Origin of the sequence: Cellvibrio sp. (genome assembly GCF_046347455.1) — a bacterium.
Classification (GTDB): Bacteria; Pseudomonadota; Gammaproteobacteria; order Pseudomonadales; family Cellvibrionaceae; genus Cellvibrio.
Genome location: NZ_JAXMGC010000002.1, coordinates 398,123 through 423,502 on the forward strand (window position 1 = coordinate 398,123; position 25,380 = coordinate 423,502).

The following is a 25,380-nucleotide window of genomic DNA, read 5'->3' on the forward strand; positions in this document are numbered from 1 at the left end:
GAAGTCGTTTTTTATTTCAAATCGTCGGCTGTGAGGTTTAAACATGGTTTACATTCGCCCCAGTGCACCGGTCATTGCGCCAACGGCAGTGAAGCCTGTTGCTGAATCGTCGCACGCGCCAGAAGAGCACTCCTTAGCGGCAGATACAATTGTCAACGAACACTTAGCTCGCCCGATGGTTGAGCGCCGCAAACAAGACCGCCGCCAACAACGCAAAGATGCTTTGCTGGAAACGCGCGCTGGCCGTGACAGACGTAAATCAAGTCCGTCTATCAGCATTTCAATTTGACGGGCGAATGCTCACTGCAACAGATTTAAACGCGGGCGTTTTGCTGCGTGGATCATGCTCAGTACCAATCAAGACGTTTGCTTCCGGATAGTAGGCCATCACATTTCCACGCGGTAAATTGAATGCAAAAACTTTGAGGTTTTGCATTTCACCAAAAGCGGACTTTAGATTTACCAAGCTCTCCGCTTGAATATTTAACTCTGCCATATCTTCTGAATTCATTAAAACCGACCAGCGCGTGTCTGTGCCGCGGTAAGAGTCACTCTCTTCGTAAATAATGGAATTAAATTGGCCTTCGCTGCGGATGCTAGCTAATAAAAATGGATAGTCTTCATTGGTTAAAGTTGTGGGCGACGCATTCACCAAAAATTTTGCTTTACCGGTATCCGTTTGGAATTTTGGTTGATCGAGTAAGCGATTCTGAATGGTGAATTCGCGTTTGGTTTCTGCAATATCTTTTAGCTCGCTCATGCCGGGAATGGTCGCGGCAATAGCAGCGCGAATGTTGTTGTGTTGTTTGAATTGCGCGAAATTGATTGGGCTAGTTGGCAATAGCTTTTGTGCAAAATCACAGAGAATTTGTACCTCAGGACGCACATTGGCCAAGCGAGTAATACCCCCATCGCTCAAGCGAACATAATTAAACATGGATTCTTGCGTAGTGGGTTGCCATTCTTCATCACGCGCGCTCACGGGTAGAATAATCGCTTCGCTGGTTTCCATTCCTACTACATGTCCGCGGTTAAGCGTTGTGGTTAAAAATGCTTTAAAACCAATTCTGTCGAGTGCTTGCTGAGCCCATTGGCTATTTGGTGTAGCGGAAAACAAATTACCGCCCATGAGTAGTGCGGCATCTATTTTATGTTCAAACGCCGCTTGCAAGCAGGCGAGGGTATCCATACCTTTTTCGCGTGAAAGCTGTACATTAAATTCTTTTTCAATTTGCAGAAAAATGTCTTCCGCTAATACGGGCTTTACGCCCACAGTACCAATACCTTGCACGTTACTGTGGCCACGCAATGGCAGTAAGCCCGCTGCTGGCTTACCAATCATGCCACGCAACAATGCAAGGTTGCTAATAGCTTCTACGTTTTCCACGCCGTGTTTGTGGTGAGTGATTCCCATGCCCCACGCAAAAACCGCGTTGTTGGATTTGGCATAAGCATCGGCAATTTTGCGAATATCGACTTGGCTTACACCGGTGTTCTCGATAATTTCGTTCCAACTTAGCTCTTCAATGTGTTGTTCGAAAGCTGAAAAGTTTTCAGTATGAGCGTTTATATACGCCTGATGAATTTCTTTTGCTTCTAGTAAGGCTTTGGCAATTCCATTCAGCAAAAATAAATCGCTACCTATTTTTGGTTGGATGTATTCAGATGCAATCCAAGTTCCGCCGCTTAACATCGACTTCGCACTTTTAGGCACTGCAAAACGAACTAGCCCAGGTTCTTTAGCAGGGTTGATAATAATGACTTGCCCACCGCGCTCGCGACAATTTTTTAACTGATGGACAAAACGCGGGTGGTTCGATGAGGGGTTTGCACCTACTACAAAAATACAATCGCTTTTACCTAGCTCTTCAAGCGAAACGGTTGCAGTTCCAGAACCAATTGCATTTTGCAAACCAACGCCGGTTGCTTGATGGCAATAGTAGGAACAATTATTCACATTGTTGGTGCCGTACAGACGCGCCAAAAGCTGCAACACAAAACCAGCTTCGTTAGAGGACCGGCCAGAGGTATAAAAAAAACTGCGATCAGGAGCGGTCGCTGCAAAACGTGCCGCCATTAAATCAATTGCTGTATTCCATTCAATCGGTTCGTATTTATTGCTCGTCGCAGTTTTGTAAAGCGGTGTGTTGAGTCGCCCGAGATGCTCCAACTCATAAGCCGAAAGCTGAGCGAAATCTTCGAGCGTATGTTCAAAAATTTCCCTAGGAATGGGTTCTTGAATATCCGTAGATTGCGCTTGAATACTTTTATTACACACCGACGGGAATTCATCTTTCTCATTGGTCATTCCACCGCGCTGGCCACCCATACCTAAACCACAGGCTTTGCAGGTATTGCGACTATTCAGCGCTTTAGCGGAGTTGAGCAAACCAATTCGCGCTACGGTTTTAAGGGTATACAAAACCTTCTTGGGGCCACCGCCAACAATTTTAATAGGTTCTGGCTGGGTAGAATCTGGCTGAGTCATAGAACGTGCGTCACCAAAAGAATTTGCGTGAGCCTAGGGGGAAATAGGCGTGGATGCAATAGGTTAAATGACGGAGTTAAATGCTGCGGTTGATTTTGAAGTTAATAAAAAAGGCCTGCTGTTGCCAGCAAGCCTTTTGGCGCACACTAATGCTTAGCGAATAATCGCATCAATCTTCGCAATATCTTCTGCGCTAAATTCAAGATTGTTCAATGCTGCAACAGAGTCTTCAATTTGTGCGGGGCGGCTTGCGCCGATCAGGCAGGTGGTAACTGCGTCGTTGTGCAAAGTCCATGCGATTGCCATTTGTGCAAGTGATTGCCCGCGAGATTCTGCAATAGCATTCAACCGCTTCACTTTTTCTAATTTCTCGGGCGTGATGTCTTTGTTGTTTAAATAAATCAGCTCTGGGCGTGCAGCGCGAGAATCTGCAGGAATTCCGTTGAGGTATTTGTTGGTGAGAACGCCTTGAGCCAAAGGTGAGAAAACAATAGAGCCGACGCCTTCGTCTTTCAGCACATCAGTCAAACCATCTTCAATCCAGCGGTCAAACATGTTGTAGCGTGGTTGATGGATTAATAATGGGGTGCCCAAGGATTTTAAAATGGCGGCGGCTTTTTTGGTTTGCTCTGGTTGATAGTTGGAAATACCTACGTAGAGCGCGCGACCGGAGCGAACAATATAGTCCAAGGCTTGCATGGTTTCTTCGATGGGAGTTTCCGGATCCATGCAGTGATGATAGAAAACGTCGAAGTATTCCAAGCCGGTGCGTTTTAAACTTTGGTCGCAGCTGGATACCAAATATTTGCGTGAGCCACCGATGCCGAATGGGCCCGGCCACATGTCATAACCGGCTTTGCTGCTAATAAATAATTCATCGCGATAGTGCGCAAAATCTTGCTTGTGAATGGTGCCGTAAGTAATTTCAGCAGAGCCGAAATTCGGACCGTAGTTGTTTGCTAAATCAAAATGGTTAATACCTAAATCGAACGCTTTGTGCAACATGGCACGAGCGTTAGCCACAGAATCTACTGCACCAAAATTTTGCCACAAGCCCAAAGATAAACGCGATAATTGCACACCGCTTTTTCCGCAGCGTTTGTATTTCATGTTTTTATAGCGATCTGGGTTGGCTACGTAAATAGGGTTTGGCTCATGGGTAATCATTGGAGGCCTCGGAATAATTGTTTTGGTGGGTAGGGAAAGGCCTGCATTTTAGCTGATGGTTGCAGCACCGCGTATAGGCTTAATGTAAAGAAGCGTCTAATTTAATTTGAATGATGGTCGCCGATCGTTTTATGGTGAATGTGACTATGTGTACAAAAATGATTGGTAATACAAATCTATGAAAATACTCGTTGTTTTTCCAACGCAAACTGAAGCGCAATATTTTGCGCACCCAAAAGTAATCACAGCGGTTAGTGGTGTGGGTTTGTCTGCAACGGCTTACGCGTTGGGAAAATTGATTGCGACTCATAAACCAGATTGGGTTCTTATGGCGGGAATTGCCGGTGTTTACGAGCATTCTCGCTTTAAAGTTGGTGATGTCGTGATTGTTGAGCGCGAGTGTGAATCAGACTTGGGTTTTTTCACTCCCGGCGGCTTCACGCATTTGGCTGATTTAAATATTGCGATGGATTTTACAGCGACCAAATGGTGGGCATGTCCATACATCTCCGAAGTAAAAGAATTGCTACCGCTCGCAACCAGTAATTCTATGAATGCGGCCATGGCACCTTTCGTTCATACGGAAGCTATTGATATTGAAAACATGGAAGGTGCAGCCTTCTTTCAGGTGTGTTTGGCGGAGCAACAAAAATTCTTGGAAATCCGCAGTATTTCTAACCTGGTGAAAATTGGTGATGACAGCTGGGATATGGAAGGTTCTATTCGCGCGCTTACTCGTGAGCTGAATCGCTTGGTGGATTACTTGTTAGCGAATGCCGAGAGTTGATTCTTGTAGGCATAAAAAAGGCCGCTTGCGCGGCCGGTGCAGGTATTGTCCGTAAACTCTGTAGTAGTCGGTGGTTTGATCCGTCTCTATCCCTGAAACCCCCTTGGGTTTATTCCTTTAGCCATTCATCCGTCGTCAATCCGTTCTTGGCCGCTCCTGAATCTCCTGACGTTCTCCTTTAAGGGGACGCCTCCGTTGACCCTGCCTTGGCCACTGCACTCACTGTTTACTTCCTGATGATTGCCATTATCCAGAGAGCGGTGGCTGACAAATAGTCGCTAAAATCTGTTTCTTTTGTAGGAAATTGACTACAGAGGTTGCAGACATTCGCCATAAGGTGGGATTTATCTGACTTACATGCGAGAGAAGCGGCCCGAACTGAGCCGCTTGTTTTGGACGCCTTACGGCTGATTTATTTAATGACCTTGTAACAAGGTTTGTATTCGCGGCCCGGCAGTTTCATGCGATTTTGCTTGGCGAAGGATTCTAAAAGCTCGTCCACGGGATGCATGATTTCTGTATCACCATGGAGTTTAAAATGGCCGAATTCTTCAATGGTGCGAATGCCGTCTTCCTTCACATTTCCCGCCACTATCCCGGAGAAAGCCCTGCGCAAATTAGCGGCCAGCAAATGGCTGGGCTGATTCTTGTGAAGCTCTAAGTTGCGCATATTGTCGTGCGTTGGAATAAACGGCTGTTGCAAGTCTGGGCTGATAGTGAGCTGCCAGTTGAAGTAGTAGGCATCATCGCTTTGCTTGCGGAATTCGCGTACTTTTTTAATGCCTTCCACCATTTCACGTGCTACGGCTTCGGGGTCGTTAACGATAATTTTGTAGAGCGATTGCGCTTGAGCGCCCAGTGTATCGCCAATAAATCTGTCTACGCGCTCAAAGTATTCCGCAGAGCTCGCCGGGCCAGTAAATACGAGCGGGAAGGGAATATCTTTGTTGTCCGGGTGGAGCAAAATACCAAGGATGTACAGAATTTCTTCCGTAGTGCCGGCACCGCCAGGGAAGACGATAATGCCGTGACCTAAGCGCACAAATGCTTCGAGGCGCTTTTCAATGTCCGGCATGATGGTGAGTTGATTCACAATTGGATTGGGCGCTTCTGCCGCAATGATTCCCGGCTCTGTGATACCGATGTAACGCCCATTCGGCGTGCGTTGTTTGGCGTGGCCAATGGTTGCTCCCTTCATGGGGCCTTTCATGGCGCCAGGGCCGCAGCCGGTGCAAATATCCAAATTACGTAAGCCGAGTTGGTAGCCTACCTCTTTGGTGTAGTCGTATTCGCCGCGGCTGATTGAGTGCCCGCCCCAGCAAACCACTAGGTTAGGGTCTAAGCCTGCGTGCAATAAATTTGCGTTGCGCAGCATGTGGAAGACGGCGTCTGTAATGCCTTCTGTTGTGTCCACATTGAAGTTGGGGTTTTCGTTAATGGCATCGTTGTTGTAAATCACATCGCGCAGCACAGTGAACAAATGTTCGCTAATACCTTTAATCATTTTGCCATCGACAAACGCATTGGACGGCGCATTTTTTAACGCGAGTTTTATGCCGCGTTCTTGCTGAACAATACTGATATCAAAGCTGGCATAGCGTTCCAGTAGTTCTTTTCCATCATCCAAATCGTTGCCGGTATTGAGCACGGCGAGTGAGCAGCTGCGGAATAATTTGTACAAACCACTTTGGCTGGAATCCAGCAATTTAGCGACTTCAACTTTGGATAAAATATTTAATTGGCCGTTAGGCGAAATGATGGCGTCTATGGTGTCGAAACTATGATCGGGCGCAGTTTTATATGGATGATTATGTGACATCGAAACTCTTTAGCACCGCGAGGTGCGCTAGGGATTTAATTGGTTGAGAGATATTTCATCTCGTCATCAAATTGTAGTGTGTTTTACGGAGTTTTGGTCGAGCTTGGGCTGGTCGGGCCCAAATTTGTGCGGTGGTGGAAGTTTTTAGCGTCTCGCAATGGCGAAATTGAGTGAATACTGAGCAACTACAGAATGCGTTTGCGATGCAAAATCGTGAGCGACCCTATGACGGCCATAACCATAAAAAAGATAACCCACCAGAAGCCGGAAGGATCGTCCTGCCCCCAAGGTAATCCACCGGTGTTCATACCAAAAATACCGGTAATTAAATTAATCGGGAGTAGGGTTACAGTCACAATCGAAAGCACATAGAGGTTGCGGTTGGTGGCTTCACTCATGCGTCCCGCGATTTCTTCCTGCAAGAGGCGCGTGCGTTCTTGTACGAGTTCTAAATCCTGAATTGTGGATTCAAGATGTTCAACGGCTTGGCGCAGTTCAGAAATATCGTGTTGGCTCCAGCGTGCTATGTGAGGCAGTGCATGATGCAGGGCCTGCCGGTTCGCGCTTAAATGTCGCCGCAAACGCGCAAGCAAACGGCGAATGCGTCCAAGCTCGCTGCCTTGGTTGTGTAAATGCCCCGCAAGAATTTGGTCTTCGGCATCATCTACGCGTTCATTCTGACTTTTGATGACGGCGTGCATGGAATCCCCAATGTCGTAAATGAGTCGCGCAAACAAATCGATTGAGTTTGCGAAGCTCATGCCTCCGAACAATTCATGGCGCAATCTATCAACTGACTTGAGCGGATGGCCGCGGCCGGTGATGAGCCGCTCGTCATCCAGATACAAGCGCAAGACACCGAGTTCTTCCGGGTCTTCTTTGAAATCGTGAAATAAATCGCCAATGATCAATGCTAAGCTATGGTCAAAATTTTCGCTGCGAATATGAGCATCGCTGTCTAACAGCAGGTCGCGAGCATCCTGCGGAATTAGAGAGCAAGCGTTAATCCACTGAGTGGCACGAGTGTCAGCTAAGTTGAAGTGCAGCCAGTGAGGTTCGTGCGGAAGCTCGCTGCGTTTATCGGCAGCGTATAGAAAAAGTGGTTTGGGTTTTTCGGTGTGGCTTAAGCGAAATCCACAAATCAAACCGCCACTATCCGGTGTGTTAATACTGGGCGTGAAATGCATAGTTTCGCCAGCTTATGACATCCATGTAACAGATTTGTGACAAAACCAAGACGTGTTCCAAAGGAAATCTATGAATTATTTGCCCTGTGAAGAAGTGGAGTCCAACCCTGAGATTAACGCGAGTACAGCTGTGATTTGGTTGCACGGCTTAGGCGCGGACGGAAGTGATTTTGTGCCTCTAGTGGGTGAACTCCATTTGCCGAAGGATAAGAATATCCGGTTTGTATTTCCAAATGCGCCAGTAATTCCAGTCACCGTGAATAACGGTTATGTAATGCCCGCGTGGTACGATATTTTTGAACTGACCTTAGATCGTAAAATTGATACGCCGCAGCTACGGGCCAACGCTGAAAAAATTCACCAGTTAATTGAACGCGAAATTGAGCGCGGCATACCGAGTAACAAAATTGTGCTGGCAGGTTTCTCGCAGGGTGGTGCGGTTGCCTACGAAGCGGCTTTGAGTTATTCAAAACCTTTAGCTGGGTTGCTTTCTCTATCGACTTACTTTGCAACCAGTGCGAGCGTGCAAGTGGATGCTGCAAACAAATGCATTCCAATTTTTATCCAGCACGGATCGCATGATTCTGTCGTGAGTGAAGTTCTTGGTCAGCGCGCTTACCGCGATTTGTCAGATCGCGGTTATGCGGTTCGTTATGAGTCTTACAATATGGATCACACGCTTTGTGCAGAGCAGGTGGATGATATCCGAGCATGGTTGTTGGAACGGTGTTAGGTCAAACACGCCGGATCAAATGTATAACCACCGTTTAACCAATCAATTATTTCCGCACAAAAAGGATTTTGCGGGAATGCGGAATAACGTTTCAACAATTCTGTTTTTTCTTCCACACTCATTTTCGCCAGTCCTTTATCTTGAAGCAGCGATAAGTCCTGCAGCAAAGTCTGAGCTAGGTTTTCGCCACACAGAGCATCAGTAATCTCAGTAAATGTTTTTTCTGGAGCGTAATTATTTTTTTCGCGGTAAGCCCGTGTCAGGCTCGCCAGCGGAATTTGCGATAGCCATGCTTGGTTCATGGGGTTAAGTGCGTGGCCGGACACATTTTGTTGAATCTGGCTGTGCGATTGATTTACAGCACGCAATTGCAAGATGTTTGATTTTGCAGCGCTGTCATTTACGGGATAGTTGTCCCATAAAAAAGGTTTCCTTCCTAAAAGTGCTTCGACGCTATTGAGATGATTTACTGAATATTCAGCGGAGCAAACTTTTTCGCCCGTCCAAAAAATATCGATGTTTTTATCAATGTTCTTATTGAGGTCTTGCCAATAGTTGTCGGGCACCTTGCCAAACACTTTTTCAAGCACGGGATCAAAACTGTAGTAGGTGGGGCAAAAAATAATTCGCTTGGCGGTGCTCACCTCTGCCACTCGGTGCATGTAATCAATTTGCAAATTGGCAAGGTTGGGGATGTCGCCCCGCATATCATCAAATAGCAGGCAGAGTATGTCCGGTGACAACTCATTAATTTGCTTTACCCGCGTGATAAGTTGCGCGTAGCGCTCCGGCGATCGATCCAAATAAATTTCGTGCGGGCTCAGGCCTATACCAAAATCAATTTGTGCTTCGCGGTAAACATTTCGCAACCTAGACAACTGCTGTTTCGTCTCGCTTGGCCAATCTTGCTGCCAGTGTTTGCGCAAATAAATGTCGTCTTTTGGTGCGTAGATGTAAAAATTGAACTCATTTGGCGCAAGAAAATTTGCATAGCTTTCGCGATCAGCCCAAGACCAGCTGCGGCCAAAAAAACCTTCGATAATTCCCAATGCGGGCATGTCTGATTTGTTCACAAAATAGCCTTGTGTTTCGTTTATATTGTTAGCGAGTGTAAATTCTAAAAAAGCCTTATATACCAATGATTTTTTTAGCCGTATTTGCCCGTTTCAGGCCGGCACTTTAATTGACACCCCTAGACCATCTGCCTATCATAGCGGCCTTTTTGCGCCTTACCTATTTCCTTGAAATCGACCCTAAAAACGGTCTTTTGGAAGCGCAAAGCCTTATCCTTATCGCTCAAGGGGCACAGATCGCCTGGCGATGCATCACCACCATAATGGAAATCAACCAATGCGTGCTTGTTATTATCTTTCGGGAGCGATAAATGGCTAATCCACAAACCTTTTCTCGTCCAACTGATTTGCCTTCATGGAGCGCTCTTACCGCTCACGCTCAGCAGCTTAAAACCCGCCATATCAAAGATTTGTTTGCTGAAGATGACGAGCGCTTTAACAAATTCTCGATTGAACTTCCCCGCATTCTGTTTGATTACTCCAAAAACCTGATTACCGACGAAACCAAAGCCGCGCTGCTGGCTCTGGCGAAAGAATCTGATATTGAAAGCTGGCGCAGCAAAATGTTTTCGGGCGAGCACATTAACGCCACCGAAGACCGCGCTGTTATGCACGTTGCTCTGCGTGACAAGTCCAGCAACCCCATTATGATTGATGGCCTCGACGCTCGCCCCGCTATTGATGCGGAGCTTGAGCGCATGCGCAAGCTGTCTGAGAAAGTTCGCTCCGGTGAGTGGAAAGGTTATACCGGCAAGGTCATTACAGACGTTGTCAGCATCGGTATTGGCGGTTCAAACCTTGGCCCCTTGATGGTGACCGAGGCGCTCAAAGTTTACGGCAGCAAGTCGCTCAAAATGCATTACGTATCCAACGTGGATGGCGTGCAGATTGCAGAAGTGCTGGAAGGCTTGAACCCTGAAACTGTGTTGTTCGTGATTTCCTCAAAAACCTTCACCACTCAGGAAACCATGGCTAACGCTAAAACCGCTGAAAAGTGGTTTATGGCAGCGGCAAAAGATCACGGCGCTATCGCAAAACACTTTGTGGCGGTATCGACCAACCGTAAATTGGTGACTGCATTCGGTATTGCCGAAGAAAACATTTTTGATATGTGGGATTGGGTGGGCGGCCGCTTCTCCTTGTGGTCCGCTATTGGTTTGCCCATCGCTCTATCTATCGGTTTTGATGGATTTACCGATTTATTGAAGGGTGCATACGAAATGGATCTCCATTTCCAGCAAGCGCCTTTGGAAAACAACGCACCGGTTATGATGGCTCTGGTAGGTATATGGAACCGCAATTTCCTTGGCTACCCAGCGCAGGCATTGCTTCCGTATGATCAATGCTTGCACCGTTTCCCTGCTTATATGCAGCAAGCGGAAATGGAATCTAACGGCAAGCACGTGAACTGGGCTGGCGAACCTATCAGCTATGGCAGTGTTCCATTGGTATGGGGCGAGGTGGGTATCAACGGTCAGCACGCGTTCTACCAAATGCTGCACCAAGGTACAGACATTATCCCTGCCGACTTTATCGGTTCAGTGACTCCAAATATTCCAGTAGAAGGTCACCACGACGCACTTATGGCCAACTTCTTTGCGCAAACCCAAGCCTTAATGCAGGGTATTGATGCTAACCAAGTGCGCAAAGAGCTGACCGCTAAAGGTGTGAGCGCGGAGCGTATTGAAGAGATTGTTGAGCACAAGGTACACAAGGGCAATCGCCCAACGAATACCTTGCTTTTGCCGCAAGTGGATGCCAAAACCTTGGGTTCATTGATCGCGCTCTACGAACATAAGATTTTTGTGCAGGGTATTATCTGGCGCATCCATTCATTTGATCAGTGGGGCGTTGAGCTCGGGAAAGTATTGGCTTCTGGTATCCAGCCAGAATTGGCTGCAGACGCCAAGATCAACCCAGCGCACGATGCATCGACTCGTCATTTGATCGCGTTTTATAAAAACGCCAAAAAGTAACAGCGGCGGCCTCAAGGTCGCCAAGTCTGCAATCTAATGAGTAATGTCGGGGTCATACAGATCGCGGCATATTTAACCGGCATACAGTGTCGGTTAATTCCGGGCGGTGTCCGGCAATGAAATTTAACCGATGAAAGCATTGATCTGCATTTGTCGGTACAATGCTCCTTCACCGGAGCAATCTGTGGTATTCCAAGGTTTACGCCCTGATGCCCTAGTAATCTCCTCACTGGCGGGCTCGTGCAACCCGAAATGCCAATGAATGAAAGCAGACTAACAACAAGTGGTACGCCATGACTGATTCAAGACTTATCGAAATTACCAAACGAATTATCGAAAAAAGCCGTGATTCCCGCGCAGCCTATATGGCCAAAATACAGAAATCACGTAAGTCTGGCCCCTCTCGTCACCACCTAGGTTGTGCGAATCTTGCCCACGGTTTTGCGGCCTGTAACGACGCCGATAAAACCGCCCTCGCCGAAGGCCAAGCTCCCAATCTGGGTGTTGTCTCCGCCTATAACGAAATGCTCTCTGCTCACGTACCTTACGGTGAGTACCTCGAACCCATCAAAAAAGCAGCTCATGAAGTTGGTATGACAGCGCAAATGGCTGGCGGTGTGCCTGCTATGTGTGACGGTGTGACCCAAGGCTTCCCCGGCATGGACTTGTCCTTGTTCAGCCGCGATGTGATTGCCATGTCTACCGCTATCGCTCTGTCGCACGATATGTTCGATGGCGCATTGTGTTTGGGGGTGTGTGACAAAATCGTTCCCGGCTTGGCGATGGGCGCACTGTCCTTCGGTCAATTGCCCATTATTTTTGTGCCCGCTGGCCCTATGACGCCCGGTTTGCCCAATGCTGAAAAAGCCAAGGCTCGTCAATTATTTGCCGAAGGCAAAGTAGGGCGCAAAGAGTTGCTCGCGGCGGAAAGTGCCTCTTATCACAGCGCTGGAACCTGTACTTTCTACGGTACTGCCAACAGTAACCAAATGCTCATGGAAATCATGGGCCTGCATTTGCCGGGAAGTTCCTTCGTTAACCCTTACACTCCGCTACGCGATGCGTTGACTCGCGAGGCTGTTCATCAGCTAGCGCGTATTTCTGCGGGTGATAACTTCACTCCTATGGCTGAAATTGTGACGGAAAAATCCATCATCAACGGCATCGTAGGCTTATTGGCAACCGGTGGTTCAACCAACCACGCCATGCACATTGTGGCCATCGCCCGCGCCGCTGGTGTGATTATCGATTGGCAAGATCTGAGTGATTTGTCTGATATAATCCCGCTCATGTGCCGCATTTACCCCAATGGTTTGGCGGATGTAAACCGCTTCCAAGCCGTGGGAGGAATGGGTTTCCTGATGCGCGAACTTCTTTCCGTTGGCTTGCTGCATGACGATGTGAAAACCGTTATGGGCTCCGGCGGCTTATCGCACTACACCAAAGAGCCGTTCCTTGATGGCGACAAGTTGGTCTGGCGCGATGCTCCAGCCGAAAGTTTGGATGATTCCGTACTTCGCCCAGCGACCAAGCCCTTCACACCGGATGGCGGCATGCGTTTGTTGAAAGGTAATGTTGGTCGTTCGATCATTAAAGTGTCTGCTGTTAAACCCGAGCACCGCAAAGTGACTGCGCCGGCGATTGTTTTCCACGCACAGGAAGAGATGCAGGCTGCGTTCAAGCGCGGCGAATTGGAAAAAGATTTTATCGCCGTTGTGCGTTTCCAAGGCCCGAAAGCCTGTGGCATGCCTGAGCTGCATAAGCTCACTCCGCCGCTGGGTGTGCTGCAAGATCGCGGCTTTAAAGTAGCCTTGGTTACAGATGGCCGCATGTCCGGTGCGTCCGGCAAAATTCCGGCCGCTATCCATATGTCGCCAGAGGCTTTGGATAATGGTGCGATTGGTCTCATCCAAAACGGCGACATGATTGAGCTGGATGCTGAAGCGGGAACTCTCACATTGTTAGTGAGTGACGAAGAGTTGAAATCACGTCAACACGCAACCGCCGATTTAGCGGCGAGCCACCAAGGTATGGGGCGTGAATTGTTTGCACCTTTGCGTGCAACTGTCGGTAAAGCTGAGGAAGGCGCAACCGTTTTTAGTTGGTAATCTGTGCTTATTTAAAAAAGTATATGGTCGTCAAATGAGCGACATATTTTTTTGAGAAAGTACGAAAACTATTTGAATAGAAAATATTTAGACAAAAAGTATTTACAGGATAACCCTCATGCTTGAAGCCTTTGATTTTGTTCTGTTTGGTGGTGCTGGTGACTTGGCGCTGCGCAAATTAATTCCGGGCTTGTTTCGCGCCCACCGCAATGGCGAATTGCCTGAAGGAACCCGTATTATTCCAACCTTGCGCAATGCGCAAATGGTGCTGGAATACAAAAACAAAGTGCGTGATGCTGCACAAAAACATCTGAACAAAGATGAGTTTGAAGCAACGGCATGGGACAAATTCGCGACAATTATTTTCCCGGTGTTTATCGATATTTCCAAACTCGATGACAAGTGGACCGCGCTCGCAGAATTATTGAACAGTGGCGAAAACCGTCAACGCGTGTTCTATCTTTCAACGCCTCCTTCTGTGTTTAGCGATGCCTGTAAGCATTTGCATGAAAGCGGTTTGATTACCAAATACGCGCGCGTTGTGGTTGAAAAACCGCTTGGTTATGACGCCAAGACCGCTGACGAAATTAACACCAGCATTGCTGAATATTTCAAAGAAGAAGCGATCTTCCGTATTGACCATTACCTCGGCAAAGAAACCGTACAAAACCTCTTGGTCCTGCGTTTTGCAAACGGCATTTTTGAACACTTGTGGGATGCACGTACCATCGACAACGTGCAAATCACCATCTCCGAAACCGTTGGCTTGGAAGGTCGTGCGAGCTTCTACGACGGCGCTGGCGCACTGCGTGATATGGTTCAAAACCACATTTTGCAATTGTTGTGTTTGGTGGCTATGGAGTCGCCCAACAAAATGACAGCTGAGCGTATTCGTTCAGAAAAATTGAAAGTATTAGAAAGCTTGCGTCCGTTGACTGGCAACACCGTTAAATTCAATACGGTGCGTGGTCAATACGTTGCGGGTCAAATGGATGGCCAACAAGTTCCCGGTTATCTGGACGAGTTAGGTCAGCCAAGCAACACAGAAACTTTCGTTGCCATTCGCGCACATATTGATAACTCTCGTTGGGCTAACGTGCCTTTCTATTTACGTACCGGCAAGCGTATGAAATCGCGCTTTGCTGAAATTGTTATCCAATACAAAGATGTTGCTCACCGCGTTTACCCAGAAGCAGCGGGTAATCCAGTACCTAACCGTTTGGTAATTCGCTTGCAACCGGAAGAGAGCATCAAAATCATTATGAATTCAAAAGACTTGGGCAAGCATGAAATGCATTTGTCGCCCGTCGTGTTGAATTTGAATTTTGCTGAAACCTACAAAGATTTCTTTAGCGACGCTTACAAGCGTTTGATGTTGGACGCAGCCGCTAACGACCCAAGTCTGTTTATCCACCGCGCTGAAGTGGATGCTGCTTGGGCTTGGATTGACCCAATTATCGAAGCCTGGCAACGCCCAGAGAACAAACCGCACGGCTATATGGCCGGTAGCTGGGGCCCAATTGCGTCTGCGCAGTTGCTCTCAAGTGATGGCCGTAGCTGGTTTAACCTAGATGAAGTCGGTTCTGATTCAGGGGACAACCACTAATGCTGACTGAGCGTTTGTTTGAAAATCGTCAGGATATGGTTGCTGCATTGGAAGCGGAGTGTGTTGCTGCTTTAACGCAAGCGATCGAAGACCGTGGCGAAGCGACTTTTATGGTATCCGGTGGTAGCACTCCCGAGCCACTGTACAAAAGCTTGAGCAATGTCGATCTTGACTGGGAGTCTGTTTACATCGCTCTGGTTGACGAGCGCTGGGTAGATTTTGCACACGATAAAAGCAATGAAGCCTTTACCGTAAAACACCTTATCCAAAATAAAGCGGCTGTGGCTAATCTGATCGGTATGAAAAATACCGCTGCTACGGCACAGGAAGGTTTGGCCGATTGTGAAGCTGCCTACCAGCAGCTCGCGCAACCCTTTGATATCACCATCCTCGGCATGGGTAATGATGGCCACACGGCGTCCTTGTTTCCCCATGCGAATGGTCTTGAAGTGGCGTTGAATCCTGATTCGTCTGAACTTTGTGCGGCAATTGTTGCCCATCAGAGCGAAGTGACTGGTGCTATCACCGAAAGGATGACCTTATCACTCGCCGGTTTATTGCGTTCCCGCACTTTGGTGCTATTAATTACAGGCGATGAAAAATTAGCCGTGCTTCGCAAAGCCCAAGCGGGTACTGACGTTGCCGAGATGCCCATTCGCGCCATACTGCAACAGGATCGCGTGCCGGTTGTGGTTTACTGGGCGCCTTAAAGACATTTTCAGGCCGGATTAGCCGTTGCTAATCCGGTTTTTGTTTACGCATTAAACGCAAGAATTTCGCAAAGAGGAACACACAGTGGCTTTATCCATAGATCAAATCCTGAAAGTAGCGCCCGTAGTACCGGTAATGGTTGTTGAGCGCATTGAAGACGCCGTACCACTGGCCAAAGCGCTTTATGCGGGTGGCTTGAAGGTATTGGAAATCACTCTGCGTACTCCTTGTGCGTTGGATGCGATCACCGCGATGGTTGAAGCGCTTCCACAAGATGCAGTAATTGGCGCAGGTACTGTTATCACCCCTAAAGATTTGGAAGCGGCCGTAAAAGCAGGCTCTACCTTTTTGGTAAGCCCAGGCACAACGCCTGCGCTCATCGAAGCCGCTAAAGCAAGCCCAGTTCCTTTATTGGCGGGAGTTGCTACACCAACGGAAGCAATGAATCTTTATACTCAAGGTTTCACTCACCAGAAGTTCTTCCCAGCGGAAGCGGCGGGCGGTGTACCTATGTTGAAGTCCATCGGTGGACCCTTACCGCAAATCACTTTCTGCCCAACCGGTGGAATTGATTTAGCGAAAGCACCAAGCTACTTGGCACTGCCTAACGTAGCCTGCGTAGGTGGAACCTGGATGGCGCCAAAAGAATTAATGAAAGCCGGTCGTTGGGATGAAATCGAACGTCTGGCTCGCGAAGCAGCAAGCCTGCCGCGCTAATAAACGACAACGCCCAGTGGCCGAAACCTCTGGGCGAACTTATTTTAAAAGATGAATACCCCGAAGTGGGTACCACAATTGACTTAGGAGCAACAAATGACTATCAGAGTGGCAATTAACGGTTATGGTCGTATCGGTCGCAACGTACTGCGTGCCTTATATGAATCAGGCAAGCGCGAACAAATCCAAATCGTTGGTATTAACGACCTCGGTGATGCACATTTGAATGCTCACCTTACCAAATACGATTCAGTACACGGTCAATTCAACGGTACCGTGAAGTATGAAGGTGATTTCATGTACGTTAACGGCGATGCAATCCGCATTACCGCTGAGCGTGACCCAGCAAAATTGCCATGGGGCGAATTGAACGTAGATGTTGTTTACGAATGTACTGGTATTTTCACCAGCAAAGATAAAGCGGGTTTGCATTTGGCTGCCGGCGCTAAGAAAGTGATTATTTCTGCTCCTGGCACCGACGTAGATGCAACCGTGGTATTCGGCGTAAACAACAATGTGTTGAAAGCGACAGACACCATTATCTCTAACGCATCTTGCACCACTAACTGCTTGGCGCCAATCGCTAAAGTGTTGAACGATAACTTCGGTATCGTGCAAGGTTCTATGACTACCATTCACGCTTACACCAACGACCAAGTGTTGTCGGACGTATTCCACAAAGACATCTACCGCGCACGTTCTGCTACTCAATCAATGATTCCAACCACCACCGGTGCTGCAAAAGCAGTAGGTTTGGTATTGCCAGAATTGAAAGGTAAGTTGGATGGTATTTCTGTTCGCGTTCCAACCATTAACGTGTCTTTGGTTGACTTGAACGTATTGGTTGAGAAAGACGTTTCTGTTGATGCTATCAACGCTGCAATGCGCAAAGCCGCTGATTTGGAAATGCCAGGCGTGTTGGCTTATGTTGACGAGCCTTTGGTGTCTGTAGACTTCAACCACAACGCACATTCTTCAAACTACGATTCGCTGCAAACCAAAGTGTACGGTAAGTGGGTAAAAGTATTGAGCTGGTACGACAACGAGTGGGGCTTCTCTAACCGCATGTTGGATAACACCCTCGCATTGATGTCAGCTAAATAATAAAAGAGAAATCAATCATGTTAAGACGTACCAAAATCGTCAGTACCCTCGGTCCAGCGTCAGAGTCGCCCGAGGTTTTAGAACAGTTGATTCTTGCCGGTGTGAACGTCGTGCGTTTGAACTTTTCGCACGGCTCACCGGAAGACCACAAGCGTCGCGCTGAAATGGTTCGCGAGCTGGCCGCTAAGCACAACAAATACGTTGCTGTGTTGGGCGACCTGCAAGGTCCAAAAATTCGCGTTGCTCGATTTGCGCAAGGCAAAATTCACTTAAATGTCGGTGACAAATTTGTGTTGGATGCTTCGCTCGAGCGCGATGCGGGCAACCAAGATCAAGTCGGTATCGACTACAAAGAATTGCCGAACGATTGTAAGCCAGGCGATATGTTGTTGCTCGATGACGGTCGTGTTGTGCTGAAAGTAGATCGCATTGAAGGCACTCGTATCTACACCACTACTGCTGTTGGTGGTCCTTTGTCGAACAACAAAGGTATCAATCGTCAGGGTGGCGGTTTGACAGCTCCTGCGTTAACAGACAAAGACAAGGCTGACATCAAAACTGCAGCTGAAATCGATGTAGATTACCTCGCCGTATCTTTCCCACGCTCTGCCGAAGATATGAACTACGCGCGTAAATTGATGGAAGAAGCTGGCGGCCGCGCTGGTTTGGTTTCTAAAGTTGAGCGTGCAGAAGCCGTAGCGGACAACGAAACGCTTGATGACATTATTCGCGCCTCTGACGCGGTAATGGTTGCTCGTGGTGACTTGGGTGTTGAGATTGGCGATGCCGCTTTGATTGGAGTGCAAAAACGCATTATCGAGCGTTCACGTGCATTGAACAAAGTAGTGATCACCGCGACCCAAATGATGGAGTCCATGATCAACAGCCCCTTGCCAACTCGCGCAGAAGTGTTCGACGTTGCTAACGCGGTGTTGGATGGTACTGATGCGGTAATGTTGTCTGCAGAGACTGCAGCCGGCAGCTACCCAGTTCAAACCGTAGAGGCCATGGTGCGCATTATTTTGGGTGCGGAAGAACATCCCACTGCAAGTTTTGACAAGTATCGTATGGATGAAGAATTCCAATCCATCGACGAGTCAATTGCGTTGGCGGCCATGTTCACTGCAAACCATTTGGACGGCGTAAAAGCCATCATTTGCTTGACTGAATCAGGCAGCACTCCGCGCTTGATGTCTCGCGTTGGTTCGCAATTGCCTATCTTCGCATTCTCTCGCCACGTAAGCACGCAGCGTAAAGTTGCGCTTTATCGCGGTGTTCACCCTGTCGCTTTTGATACCGCCGGTGGTGTTCCTTGCGCTGAAGATTTTGCGCGCGCTATAGATTTGCTGAAGAAAAAAGGCGTGGTAGAAACAGGTGATTTGGTGATCGTATCCAACGGTGACACCACCGTATTGGGCGGCACCAACACCATGAAGATATTGCGTGTTTCTTAAGTTGTATTTATGCAACTGATGTAAAAAAACGGCAGCTAGTCTGCCGTTTTTTTATGGCCACTTTTTTTAAAGTGTTGCGACGTTTCTTATCTCCATCTAACAGATTTTTTTGCACTTGTTTTCCTAGGATGAGCTTATCTATGAATCAACTTTTCCGTCTTGCGTTAACAGCTTTGATCGCAATTGTGTTTTCACCCATTGTGTGTGCGCTTGACATTAAGGGTGAATGGCAGCAAGGCGCAGTGATCATTGGTCAAGTTCCCAAAGGCACGCAGGTTGAATACAAAGAACGCAAGTTGCAGCTCACGGCGGATGGAAAATTTGTGATTGGTTTAGGGCGCGATGCACCCAACAAAGCAGTCATCACTACCATTACCAATGGCAAGGTGCAGCAACACAGCTTTAGTGTAAAAGCTCGCGAATACAACATTCAGCGTGTTGAAGGCGTCCCTCAAGCCACGGTGGAACCAAATAAAGAACAGGACGAACGTATTGCCCGCGAAGCAGCTCTGGTGTCGCAAGCGCGCAAAGTGGATTTGCCTTTAGATTTCTTTGCACAAAAATTCCAGTGGCCGCTGCTGGGTCCCATTAGCGGTGTTTATGGCAGTCAGCGCGTTTACAACGGCATTCCCAAAACGCCGCACTTCGGTGTGGATATCGCCAAGCCGGTTGGTACCTTGGTGAAAGCGCCAGCGGGCGGCGTGGTGACCTTGGTTCACCCTGATATGTTTTTGTCCGGCGGAACACTCATCATCGATCACGGCCACGGTTTATCGTCCACCATGATTCACCTCAGCAAAATTTTGGTGAAAGAGGGCGATAAGGTCGAGCAAGGGCAAGATATCGCGCTCGTAGGGCAAACGGGCAGGGCATCTGGCCCGCATTTACACTGGGCGATGAACTGGTTTGAGGAGCGCGTTGATCCTCAGTTATTGGTTCCTGCTCAGTAAATGCAAAATCTACCTTTGGTACTAGCGTGTCGTTGCTGCGGAATTGTCGGAATTAGATTTGCGGCCTAAAAACGGCCTAAGTCAGCTGTATAACTCAGCCTATGGCAGCTTTAAGTAGAGACACAGCGAGCGTCAGCGGGTAAGATACCGCCCTTAGTTTAGCTATAGTCCCGAGCTGATTTATGATCGACAAAAAACTACTCAGCATTCTCGTTTGCCCTGTTAGCAAGGGCGCCTTGGAATACTTTCCAGAGCAACAAGAGTTAGTTTGCTGGACAAGCGGTTTGGCTTACCCCATTCGCGATGGCATTCCGGTTATGTTAGAGAACGAGGCCCGCAAGATAAGTCTTGAAGAAAAAGAAAAGCGCCTCGCTCAAAAAGATCAGCATCAGGCAACTAACGCCCATTAACTTGTAGTGGAAGATTTATGAAGAGCGCAGAAATACGCGACGCCTATCTCAAATTTTTTGAATCAAAAGGCCACACCATTGTTCCCAGTAGTTCCCTGATTCCCGGTAACGACCCAACGCTATTGTTCACAAATGCGGGTATGGTTCAATTCAAGGATGTATTCCTCGGCGGTGACAAACGCTCTTACACACGTGCAACCAGCTCACAGCGTTGCGTACGTGCCGGTGGCAAGCACAATGACCTCGAAAATGTTGGCTACACAGCGCGCCACCACACCTTCTTCGAAATGCTCGGCAACTTCAGCTTTGGCGACTACTTCAAGCGCGACGCCATCCTCTACGCATGGGAATTCCTGACCTCCAAAGATTGGTTGAACATTCCCGCCGACAAACTCACCGTTACCGTGTATGCCTCAGACGATGAAGCCTACGACATTTGGCTGAAAGAAGTCGGCGTGCCTGCCGAGCGCTTGATTCGCATCGGCGACAACAAAGGCGCGCCCTACGCGTCAGACAACTTCTGGGCGATGGGTGATACAGGCCCTTGCGGCCCCTGTACTGAAATTTTCTACGATCACGGCGCCGACATTTGGGGTGGCCCACCAGGTTCGCCAGAAGAAGATGGCGACCGTTTCATCGAAATTTGGAACAACGTATTTATGCAGTTCAACCGTACACCAGACGGCGTACTGCATCCGCTTCCAGCACCGTCCGTGGATACCGGCATGGGCCTGGAACGTATCTCTGCTGTTATGCAGCACGTTCATTCCAACTACGAAATTGATCTGTTCCAACACTTGCTGAAAGCCGCTGCTGATGTGACTGGCACCAGCGATCTGGAAAACAAATCCCTGCGCGTTATCGCCGACCACATCCGTTCCTGCTCGTTCCTTGTATCTGACGGCGTCACGCCATCTAACGAAGGCCGCGGTTATGTGCTGCGCCGCATCATTCGCCGTGCTATTCGCCACGGTCATCAACTCGGCCAAAAGCAACCTTTCTTCCACAAACTCGTTAAAGCCTTGGCTGAGGTGATGGGTGAAGCCTATCCCGAACTCGTTAAAAACAAATCGCAAATCGAGCGCGTGTTGCTGGCGGAAGAAGAACAATTTGAAAAGACTCTCGATAAAGGGATCAGCGTTCTAGAAGATGCGCTGACCAAAATTACCGGCTCCGAAATTCCTGGCCAAGTCGTCTTTACTCTTTACGATACCTACGGCTTCCCGGTTGATTTGACCAACGATATCGCCCGCGAAAAAGGCTTGACCATCGACATGTCTGGATACGAAGCGGCAATGGATGAACAGCGCAAACGCGCGCGCGCAGCAGGTGCCTTTAAAGTCGACTACACCGCTGCTGGCCTTGATTTACCCGCAAGTGAATTCTTGGGTTACAGCTCACTTGCGGAGCAAGGTAAAGTCGTTGCATTACTGAAAGATGGCGCGAAAGTTGAGCGATTGAACGAAGGTGATGATGGCGTTGTCGTTTTGGATCAAACCCCATTCTATGCAGAATCTGGCGGCCAAGCTGGCGATACAGGTTACTTGAACGCAGGTTCGGCTCATATCGAAGTACGCGATTGCCAGAAGCAAGGCACAAGTAATTTGCACTTGGTGCGTGTGCTGTCTGGCTCCATCAGTATTGGTGATCAGGTTTCTGCGACTGTGGACGCAAGCGTTCGTCAGGCCACCGCCTTGAACCACTCAGCTACTCATCTATTGCATGCCGCCTTGCGTAAAGTCTTGGGCGATCATGTTACTCAGAAAGGTTCGTTGGTTGATTCGGAGCGTTTGCGCTTCGACTTCTCGCACTTTGAAGCCATTTCCACAGAACAGCTCAAAGCAATTGAAACCTTGGTTAACGACCAAATTCGCGCTAACTCTGCTGTGGCTACTGAGCTATGCAATATTGAAGAAGCCAAAGCCAAAGGCGCTATGGCTCTGTTCGGTGAAAAATACGGCGACAGCGTCCGTGTGTTGACCATGGGTGATGGTTTCTCCATCGAACTTTGTGGAGGTACACACGTTAAGCGCACGGGTGATATTGGCTTGTTCCGTATTACCTCAGAATCTGGCGTGGCCGCAGGTGTTCGCCGAGTAGAGGCGGTTACCGGTGCAACAGCTTTGGCCTTATTCGACAAAGTGGAAGACCTTATTGATAGCAGTGCGCGCGCGTTAAAAGCCAGCCGCGACAATCTGGCTGAAAAGTTGGAAAGTTTGGTGGCGCACAATCGTAAGCTCGAAAAAGAGTTAGCGGCGCTCAAAACCAAGTTGGCGACTGCTGGCAGCGTTGATTTGCTCGGCCAAGCACAAGAAGTCGCTGGAATTAAAATCTTGGTATTGAATTTGGAAGGTGCAGACTCCAAGTCTCTCAGAGACAGTGTTGATCAATTTAAAAACAAGTTGGGCACCGCTGTAGTGTTGTTAGCGGCTGTTGAAGACGGGAAGGTAGCTTTAGTTGCTGGCGTTACTCAAGATGCAACCTCAAAAGTGAAAGCTGGCGATCTTATGCGTTTCGTTGCTGAGCAATTGGGCGGTAAGGGCGGTGGACGTCCTGACATGGCCCAAGGCGGCGGTACTGATGTATCAGCGCTCGATTCTGCCTTGGCATCGGTAGTGCCTTGGGTGAAATCTCAGCTTGGAGCGTAGTGGTTACTAACTTTTCGTATTGAAAAATCCCGAAATCTACTCTTTTTCGTTTTTTTCGGGTTAACTTTTATTGAAAACTGGTGTTTAATTGCCCGCCGTTTTGTGACCTGATCGTTACTAATCGGCATCTAATGACGATGTAGCGTTCACAAGAAAAAGTCCGTTGGGAATCTTCTCCAATCGGCACAGTCTGTAAAGGATAGGTTGTAATGAGCTTATTGGTTCAAAAATACGGTGGCACCTCAGTAGGCTCCATCGAACGCATTGAACAAGTTGCCGATAAGGTAGCGAGCTTCCGTGCTCAAGGCCACGACATGGTGGTGGTACTCTCCGCAATGAGCGGCGAAACCAATCGCCTTATTGCGTTGGCTAATCAAATTCAAGCTACGCCAGATCCACGTGAGCTGGACGTGCTGGTATCTACCGGCGAACAAGTAACGATTGCGTTGTTGTGTATGGCGCTCAAGAAGCGTGGCGTTGATGCCCGTTCATACACTGGTGGTCAAGTACGCATTATGACTGACAGCTCGTTTACCAAGGCTCGTATTCAGTCTATCGACGAAGCCAATATGCGCGCCGACCTTGATGCTGGTCGTGTTGTTGTAGTTGCAGGTTTCCAAGGCGTTGACGAAAACGGCAACATTACCACCTTGGGTCGTGGTGGTTCAGATACCACTGGTGTTGCCTTGGCAGCAGCGCTTAAGGCAGATGAGTGCCAGATCTATACCGATGTGGATGGCGTGTACACCACCGATCCACGTGTTGTTGAGCGCGCTCGCCGCCTCGAAAAAATTACCTTTGAAGAAATGCTGGAAATGGCCAGTCAAGGCTCTAAAGTACTGCAAATTCGCTCAGTTGAGTTTGCCGGTAAATACAAAGTGCCACTACGCGTACTCCACAGCTTTAAAGAAGGCCCTGGAACCCTTATTACCCTCGATGAGGAAGATTCGACTATGGAACAACCTATTGTTTCCGGTATTGCTTTTAACCGTGATGAAGCCAAAGTAACTGTTGCTGGCGTACCTGATGTACCGGGCGTAGCGTCAAAAATTTTAGCGCCAATTGGCGCTGCAAACATCGAAATCGATGTGATCGTGCAAAACGTGTCAGCGGATAACACTACAGACCTGACATTCACTGTGCACAAGAATGATATGCAAAAAGCCGTTGCGGTATTAGAAGGCGTTGCCAAAGAAATAGGCGCGCGCGAAGTTCGCAGTGATGATAAGGTTGCAAAAGTTTCCATCGTGGGTGTTGGTATGCGCTCTCATGCAGGCGTTGCCTCCAAGATGTTTACCGCCTTGGCGGCAGATAACATCAACATCCAGATGATTACCACCTCTGAAATCAAGATTTCGGTGATCATTGATGAACGTTACTTAGAGTTGGCTGTGCGCAGTTTGCACACCGCTTTTGGTTTGGATGCCGAACCAACAGAGAGCCGTGTGAGGGGCTAGGCTCATCCATCTGTTGGTTTAGTTATGGTAGTTAGTCTTCGGTCACTCAGGTTGCCGGAGAAAAATATGCGGGGTTTCTTCCTTTTCACGAAAAGTAGTCAATACTTAGCTAAGCCCAGAGCGACAATGCTTTGGCCGTGACAAGGGTTAGTCGAGAGGCGATGGTGGGCAGGAGCCCTAAGTCGTTCTCTTACAGGATGAGTGAAGGAGATTGAAATGTTAATTTTAACTCGCCGTATTGGTGAAACTTTGATGGTTGGTGATGAAGTCACTGTTACCGTTCTTGGTGTAAAAGGTAACCAAGTACGTATCGGTGTGAATGCGCCAAAAGACATCGCCGTTCATCGCGAGGAAATTTATCAACGTATTCAGCGTGAAAAGCAAAATTCGGACGATCAAAACTCGTTTTAATTTTTTCCAGCCTCGCCGATTGCCACATTAAATTTTCGTGTGAACGTCTCGCGGTAGGTGGTTTAACCACTACCGCGCAGATTCCCGCCTGCTATTTTAATTCGTATGTTCTTCAAACAACTTGTCTATTTAATCGTAGCTTTTAGAAAAACGAGTTTTCCTTTGCTATTAAATTGCGTTTAAGTCTTTGATTTTTTTTGAAGTATGATATTATGCCGCTCCTACTGAAACGGAGCGCTAATCACGCTTTAAGATGTAGTATGTGCGATGACAGGTGGCCGACAAATTTGTCAGGAACAAATTTGGACGTCGCAGACGCCCCGAAGGGGTGAGTCACAGGAAGTGACGAATCAATGGCCGAAGCTTGCTTCGGGCACGAGGAAAACGAGAATAATAAATTATTTATTTTTTTCAGATTTCTCAAAAAACAGAACGGTGAGGTGGCCGAGTGGCCGAAGGCGCTCCCCTGCTAAGGGAGTATACCCTTTAAACGGTATCGAGGGTTCGACTCCCTCCCTCACCGCCATTATTCCAAACAAAAAAGCCCAATCGAAAGGTTGGGCTTTTTTGTTGT

The 25,380-nt window shown here is 48.2% G+C and carries 20 protein-coding genes and 1 tRNA gene; 16 read left to right on the forward strand and 5 right to left on the reverse strand.

Annotation, left to right across the window (positions count from 1 at the left end):
- The first annotated feature begins 43 nt into the window (after positions 1–43).
- Positions 44–289 carry a hypothetical protein gene (locus U1F02_RS05605; RefSeq protein ID WP_409989383.1) on the forward strand — a complete coding sequence of 82 codons (246 nt, stop codon included), beginning with the start codon at positions 44–46 and terminating at the stop codon, positions 287–289.
- Here the strand turns inward: U1F02_RS05605 and U1F02_RS05610 are convergent.
- Entirely contained in the window at positions 281–2,488 is a 2,208-nt protein-coding gene (locus tag U1F02_RS05610) for an FdhF/YdeP family oxidoreductase (protein ID WP_409989384.1), read from the reverse strand. The two genes, U1F02_RS05605 and U1F02_RS05610, sit on opposite strands and share 9 nt — an antisense overlap.
- Before the next feature lie 153 nt (positions 2,489–2,641).
- Positions 2,642–3,655 (reverse strand): L-glyceraldehyde 3-phosphate reductase, encoded by a 1,014-nt coding sequence (mgrA, locus tag U1F02_RS05615; protein WP_409989385.1) that lies wholly within the window; start codon positions 3,653–3,655, stop codon positions 2,642–2,644.
- Positions 3,656–3,833: 178 nt separating this feature from the next.
- Between mgrA and U1F02_RS05620 the strand changes: the two genes are divergently transcribed.
- Positions 3,834–4,442, forward strand: a complete 609-nt coding sequence (locus tag U1F02_RS05620; protein WP_409989386.1) for a hypothetical protein — start codon at positions 3,834–3,836, stop codon at positions 4,440–4,442.
- A gap of 412 nt (positions 4,443–4,854) precedes the next feature.
- Here U1F02_RS05620 and ppnN read toward each other — a convergent pair whose 3' ends face one another.
- Both ppnN and U1F02_RS05630 read right to left on the reverse strand, forming a co-directional pair.
- On the reverse strand, positions 4,855–6,261 hold the full coding sequence (gene ppnN, locus U1F02_RS05625; RefSeq protein WP_409989387.1) for a nucleotide 5'-monophosphate nucleosidase PpnN: 1,407 nt from the start codon (positions 6,259–6,261) through the stop codon (positions 4,855–4,857).
- Between the two features lie 185 nt (positions 6,262–6,446).
- Entirely contained in the window at positions 6,447–7,448 is a 1,002-nt protein-coding gene (locus tag U1F02_RS05630) for a CorA family divalent cation transporter (RefSeq protein ID WP_409989388.1), read from the reverse strand.
- A gap of 70 nt (positions 7,449–7,518) precedes the next feature.
- On the opposite strand from U1F02_RS05630, the gene U1F02_RS05635 reads away from it, so the two are divergent.
- Positions 7,519–8,181 carry an alpha/beta hydrolase gene (locus tag U1F02_RS05635; protein ID WP_409989389.1) on the forward strand — a complete coding sequence of 221 codons (663 nt, stop codon included), beginning with the start codon at positions 7,519–7,521 and terminating at the stop codon, positions 8,179–8,181.
- Here U1F02_RS05635 and U1F02_RS05640 read toward each other — a convergent pair.
- Positions 8,178–9,254 (reverse strand): beta-N-acetylglucosaminidase domain-containing protein, encoded by a 1,077-nt coding sequence (locus tag U1F02_RS05640; RefSeq protein WP_409989390.1) that lies wholly within the window; start codon positions 9,252–9,254, stop codon positions 8,178–8,180. The genes U1F02_RS05635 and U1F02_RS05640 overlap by 4 nt on opposite strands.
- Before the next feature lie 311 nt (positions 9,255–9,565).
- Between U1F02_RS05640 and pgi the strand changes: the two genes are divergently transcribed.
- From pgi to U1F02_RS05705, 13 genes are all read left to right on the forward strand, one after another.
- Complete coding sequence (gene pgi, locus U1F02_RS05645) at positions 9,566–11,230, forward strand: glucose-6-phosphate isomerase (RefSeq protein WP_409989391.1); 1,665 nt, start codon at positions 9,566–9,568, stop codon at positions 11,228–11,230.
- 293 nt (positions 11,231–11,523) lie between these two features.
- A complete protein-coding gene (edd, locus tag U1F02_RS05650) occupies positions 11,524–13,338 on the forward strand; it encodes a phosphogluconate dehydratase (protein WP_409989392.1) in 1,815 nt (604 codons plus the stop codon).
- 118 nt (positions 13,339–13,456) lie between these two features.
- Positions 13,457–14,944, forward strand: a complete 1,488-nt coding sequence (gene zwf, locus U1F02_RS05655; protein ID WP_409989393.1) for a glucose-6-phosphate dehydrogenase — start codon at positions 13,457–13,459, stop codon at positions 14,942–14,944.
- Positions 14,944–15,654: a 6-phosphogluconolactonase gene (gene pgl, locus U1F02_RS05660; protein WP_409989394.1), complete on the forward strand. Its 711-nt coding sequence runs from the start codon at positions 14,944–14,946 to the stop codon at positions 15,652–15,654. The genes zwf and pgl overlap by 1 nt, the downstream gene beginning before the upstream one ends.
- Before the next feature lie 85 nt (positions 15,655–15,739).
- Positions 15,740–16,372: a bifunctional 4-hydroxy-2-oxoglutarate aldolase/2-dehydro-3-deoxy-phosphogluconate aldolase gene (locus U1F02_RS05665; protein ID WP_409989395.1), complete on the forward strand. Its 633-nt coding sequence runs from the start codon at positions 15,740–15,742 to the stop codon at positions 16,370–16,372.
- 96 nt (positions 16,373–16,468) lie between these two features.
- Positions 16,469–17,476, forward strand: coding sequence for a type I glyceraldehyde-3-phosphate dehydrogenase (gap, locus tag U1F02_RS05670; protein WP_409989396.1), 1,008 nt, complete (start codon positions 16,469–16,471; stop codon positions 17,474–17,476).
- Positions 17,477–17,493: 17 nt separating this feature from the next.
- Complete coding sequence (pyk, locus tag U1F02_RS05675) at positions 17,494–18,930, forward strand: pyruvate kinase (RefSeq protein ID WP_409989397.1); 1,437 nt, start codon at positions 17,494–17,496, stop codon at positions 18,928–18,930.
- A gap of 140 nt (positions 18,931–19,070) precedes the next feature.
- A complete protein-coding gene (locus U1F02_RS05680; RefSeq protein ID WP_409989398.1) occupies positions 19,071–19,880 on the forward strand; it encodes a M23 family metallopeptidase in 810 nt (269 codons plus the stop codon).
- Positions 19,881–20,062: 182 nt separating this feature from the next.
- On the forward strand, positions 20,063–20,290 hold the full coding sequence (locus tag U1F02_RS05685; RefSeq protein ID WP_409989399.1) for a Trm112 family protein: 228 nt from the start codon (positions 20,063–20,065) through the stop codon (positions 20,288–20,290).
- A gap of 17 nt (positions 20,291–20,307) precedes the next feature.
- Positions 20,308–22,938 (forward strand): alanine--tRNA ligase, encoded by a 2,631-nt coding sequence (gene alaS / locus U1F02_RS05690; RefSeq protein ID WP_409989400.1) that lies wholly within the window; start codon positions 20,308–20,310, stop codon positions 22,936–22,938.
- A gap of 209 nt (positions 22,939–23,147) precedes the next feature.
- The gene (locus tag U1F02_RS05695) at positions 23,148–24,395 is read left to right on the forward strand and encodes an aspartate kinase (protein WP_409989401.1); all 1,248 of its coding nucleotides are present in this window, start codon (positions 23,148–23,150) and stop codon (positions 24,393–24,395) included.
- 216 nt (positions 24,396–24,611) lie between these two features.
- Positions 24,612–24,806, forward strand: a complete 195-nt coding sequence (gene csrA, locus U1F02_RS05700) for a carbon storage regulator CsrA (RefSeq protein WP_189415848.1) — start codon at positions 24,612–24,614, stop codon at positions 24,804–24,806.
- A 434-nt stretch (positions 24,807–25,240) separates the two neighbouring features.
- Positions 25,241–25,332 (forward strand) — tRNA-Ser (locus U1F02_RS05705).
- Positions 25,333–25,380: the final 48 nt, after the last annotated feature.

What these genes read in the sequence shown, in the direction of transcription:
- U1F02_RS05605 (WP_409989383.1), top strand. Translation starts at nt 44, where the DNA reads ATGGTTTACATTCGCCCCAGTGCACCGGTCATTGCGCCAACGGCAGTG.
- U1F02_RS05610 (WP_409989384.1), bottom strand. Translation starts at nt 2,488, where the DNA reads ATGACTCAGCCAGATTCTACCCAGCCAGAACCTATTAAAATTGTTGGC.
- mgrA (WP_409989385.1), bottom strand. Translation starts at nt 3,655, where the DNA reads ATGATTACCCATGAGCCAAACCCTATTTACGTAGCCAACCCAGATCGC.
- U1F02_RS05620 (WP_409989386.1), top strand. Translation starts at nt 3,834, where the DNA reads ATGAAAATACTCGTTGTTTTTCCAACGCAAACTGAAGCGCAATATTTT.
- ppnN (WP_409989387.1), bottom strand. Translation starts at nt 6,261, where the DNA reads ATGTCACATAATCATCCATATAAAACTGCGCCCGATCATAGTTTCGAC.
- U1F02_RS05630 (WP_409989388.1), bottom strand. Translation starts at nt 7,448, where the DNA reads ATGCATTTCACGCCCAGTATTAACACACCGGATAGTGGCGGTTTGATT.
- U1F02_RS05635 (WP_409989389.1), top strand. Translation starts at nt 7,519, where the DNA reads ATGAATTATTTGCCCTGTGAAGAAGTGGAGTCCAACCCTGAGATTAAC.
- pgi (WP_409989391.1), top strand. Translation starts at nt 9,566, where the DNA reads ATGGCTAATCCACAAACCTTTTCTCGTCCAACTGATTTGCCTTCATGG.
- edd (WP_409989392.1), top strand. Translation starts at nt 11,524, where the DNA reads ATGACTGATTCAAGACTTATCGAAATTACCAAACGAATTATCGAAAAA.
- zwf (WP_409989393.1), top strand. Translation starts at nt 13,457, where the DNA reads ATGCTTGAAGCCTTTGATTTTGTTCTGTTTGGTGGTGCTGGTGACTTG.
- pgl (WP_409989394.1), top strand. Translation starts at nt 14,944, where the DNA reads ATGCTGACTGAGCGTTTGTTTGAAAATCGTCAGGATATGGTTGCTGCA.
- gap (WP_409989396.1), top strand. Translation starts at nt 16,469, where the DNA reads ATGACTATCAGAGTGGCAATTAACGGTTATGGTCGTATCGGTCGCAAC.
- pyk (WP_409989397.1), top strand. Translation starts at nt 17,494, where the DNA reads ATGTTAAGACGTACCAAAATCGTCAGTACCCTCGGTCCAGCGTCAGAG.
- U1F02_RS05680 (WP_409989398.1), top strand. Translation starts at nt 19,071, where the DNA reads ATGAATCAACTTTTCCGTCTTGCGTTAACAGCTTTGATCGCAATTGTG.
- U1F02_RS05685 (WP_409989399.1), top strand. Translation starts at nt 20,063, where the DNA reads ATGATCGACAAAAAACTACTCAGCATTCTCGTTTGCCCTGTTAGCAAG.
- alaS (WP_409989400.1), top strand. Translation starts at nt 20,308, where the DNA reads ATGAAGAGCGCAGAAATACGCGACGCCTATCTCAAATTTTTTGAATCA.
- U1F02_RS05695 (WP_409989401.1), top strand. Translation starts at nt 23,148, where the DNA reads ATGAGCTTATTGGTTCAAAAATACGGTGGCACCTCAGTAGGCTCCATC.
- csrA (WP_189415848.1), top strand. Translation starts at nt 24,612, where the DNA reads ATGTTAATTTTAACTCGCCGTATTGGTGAAACTTTGATGGTTGGTGAT.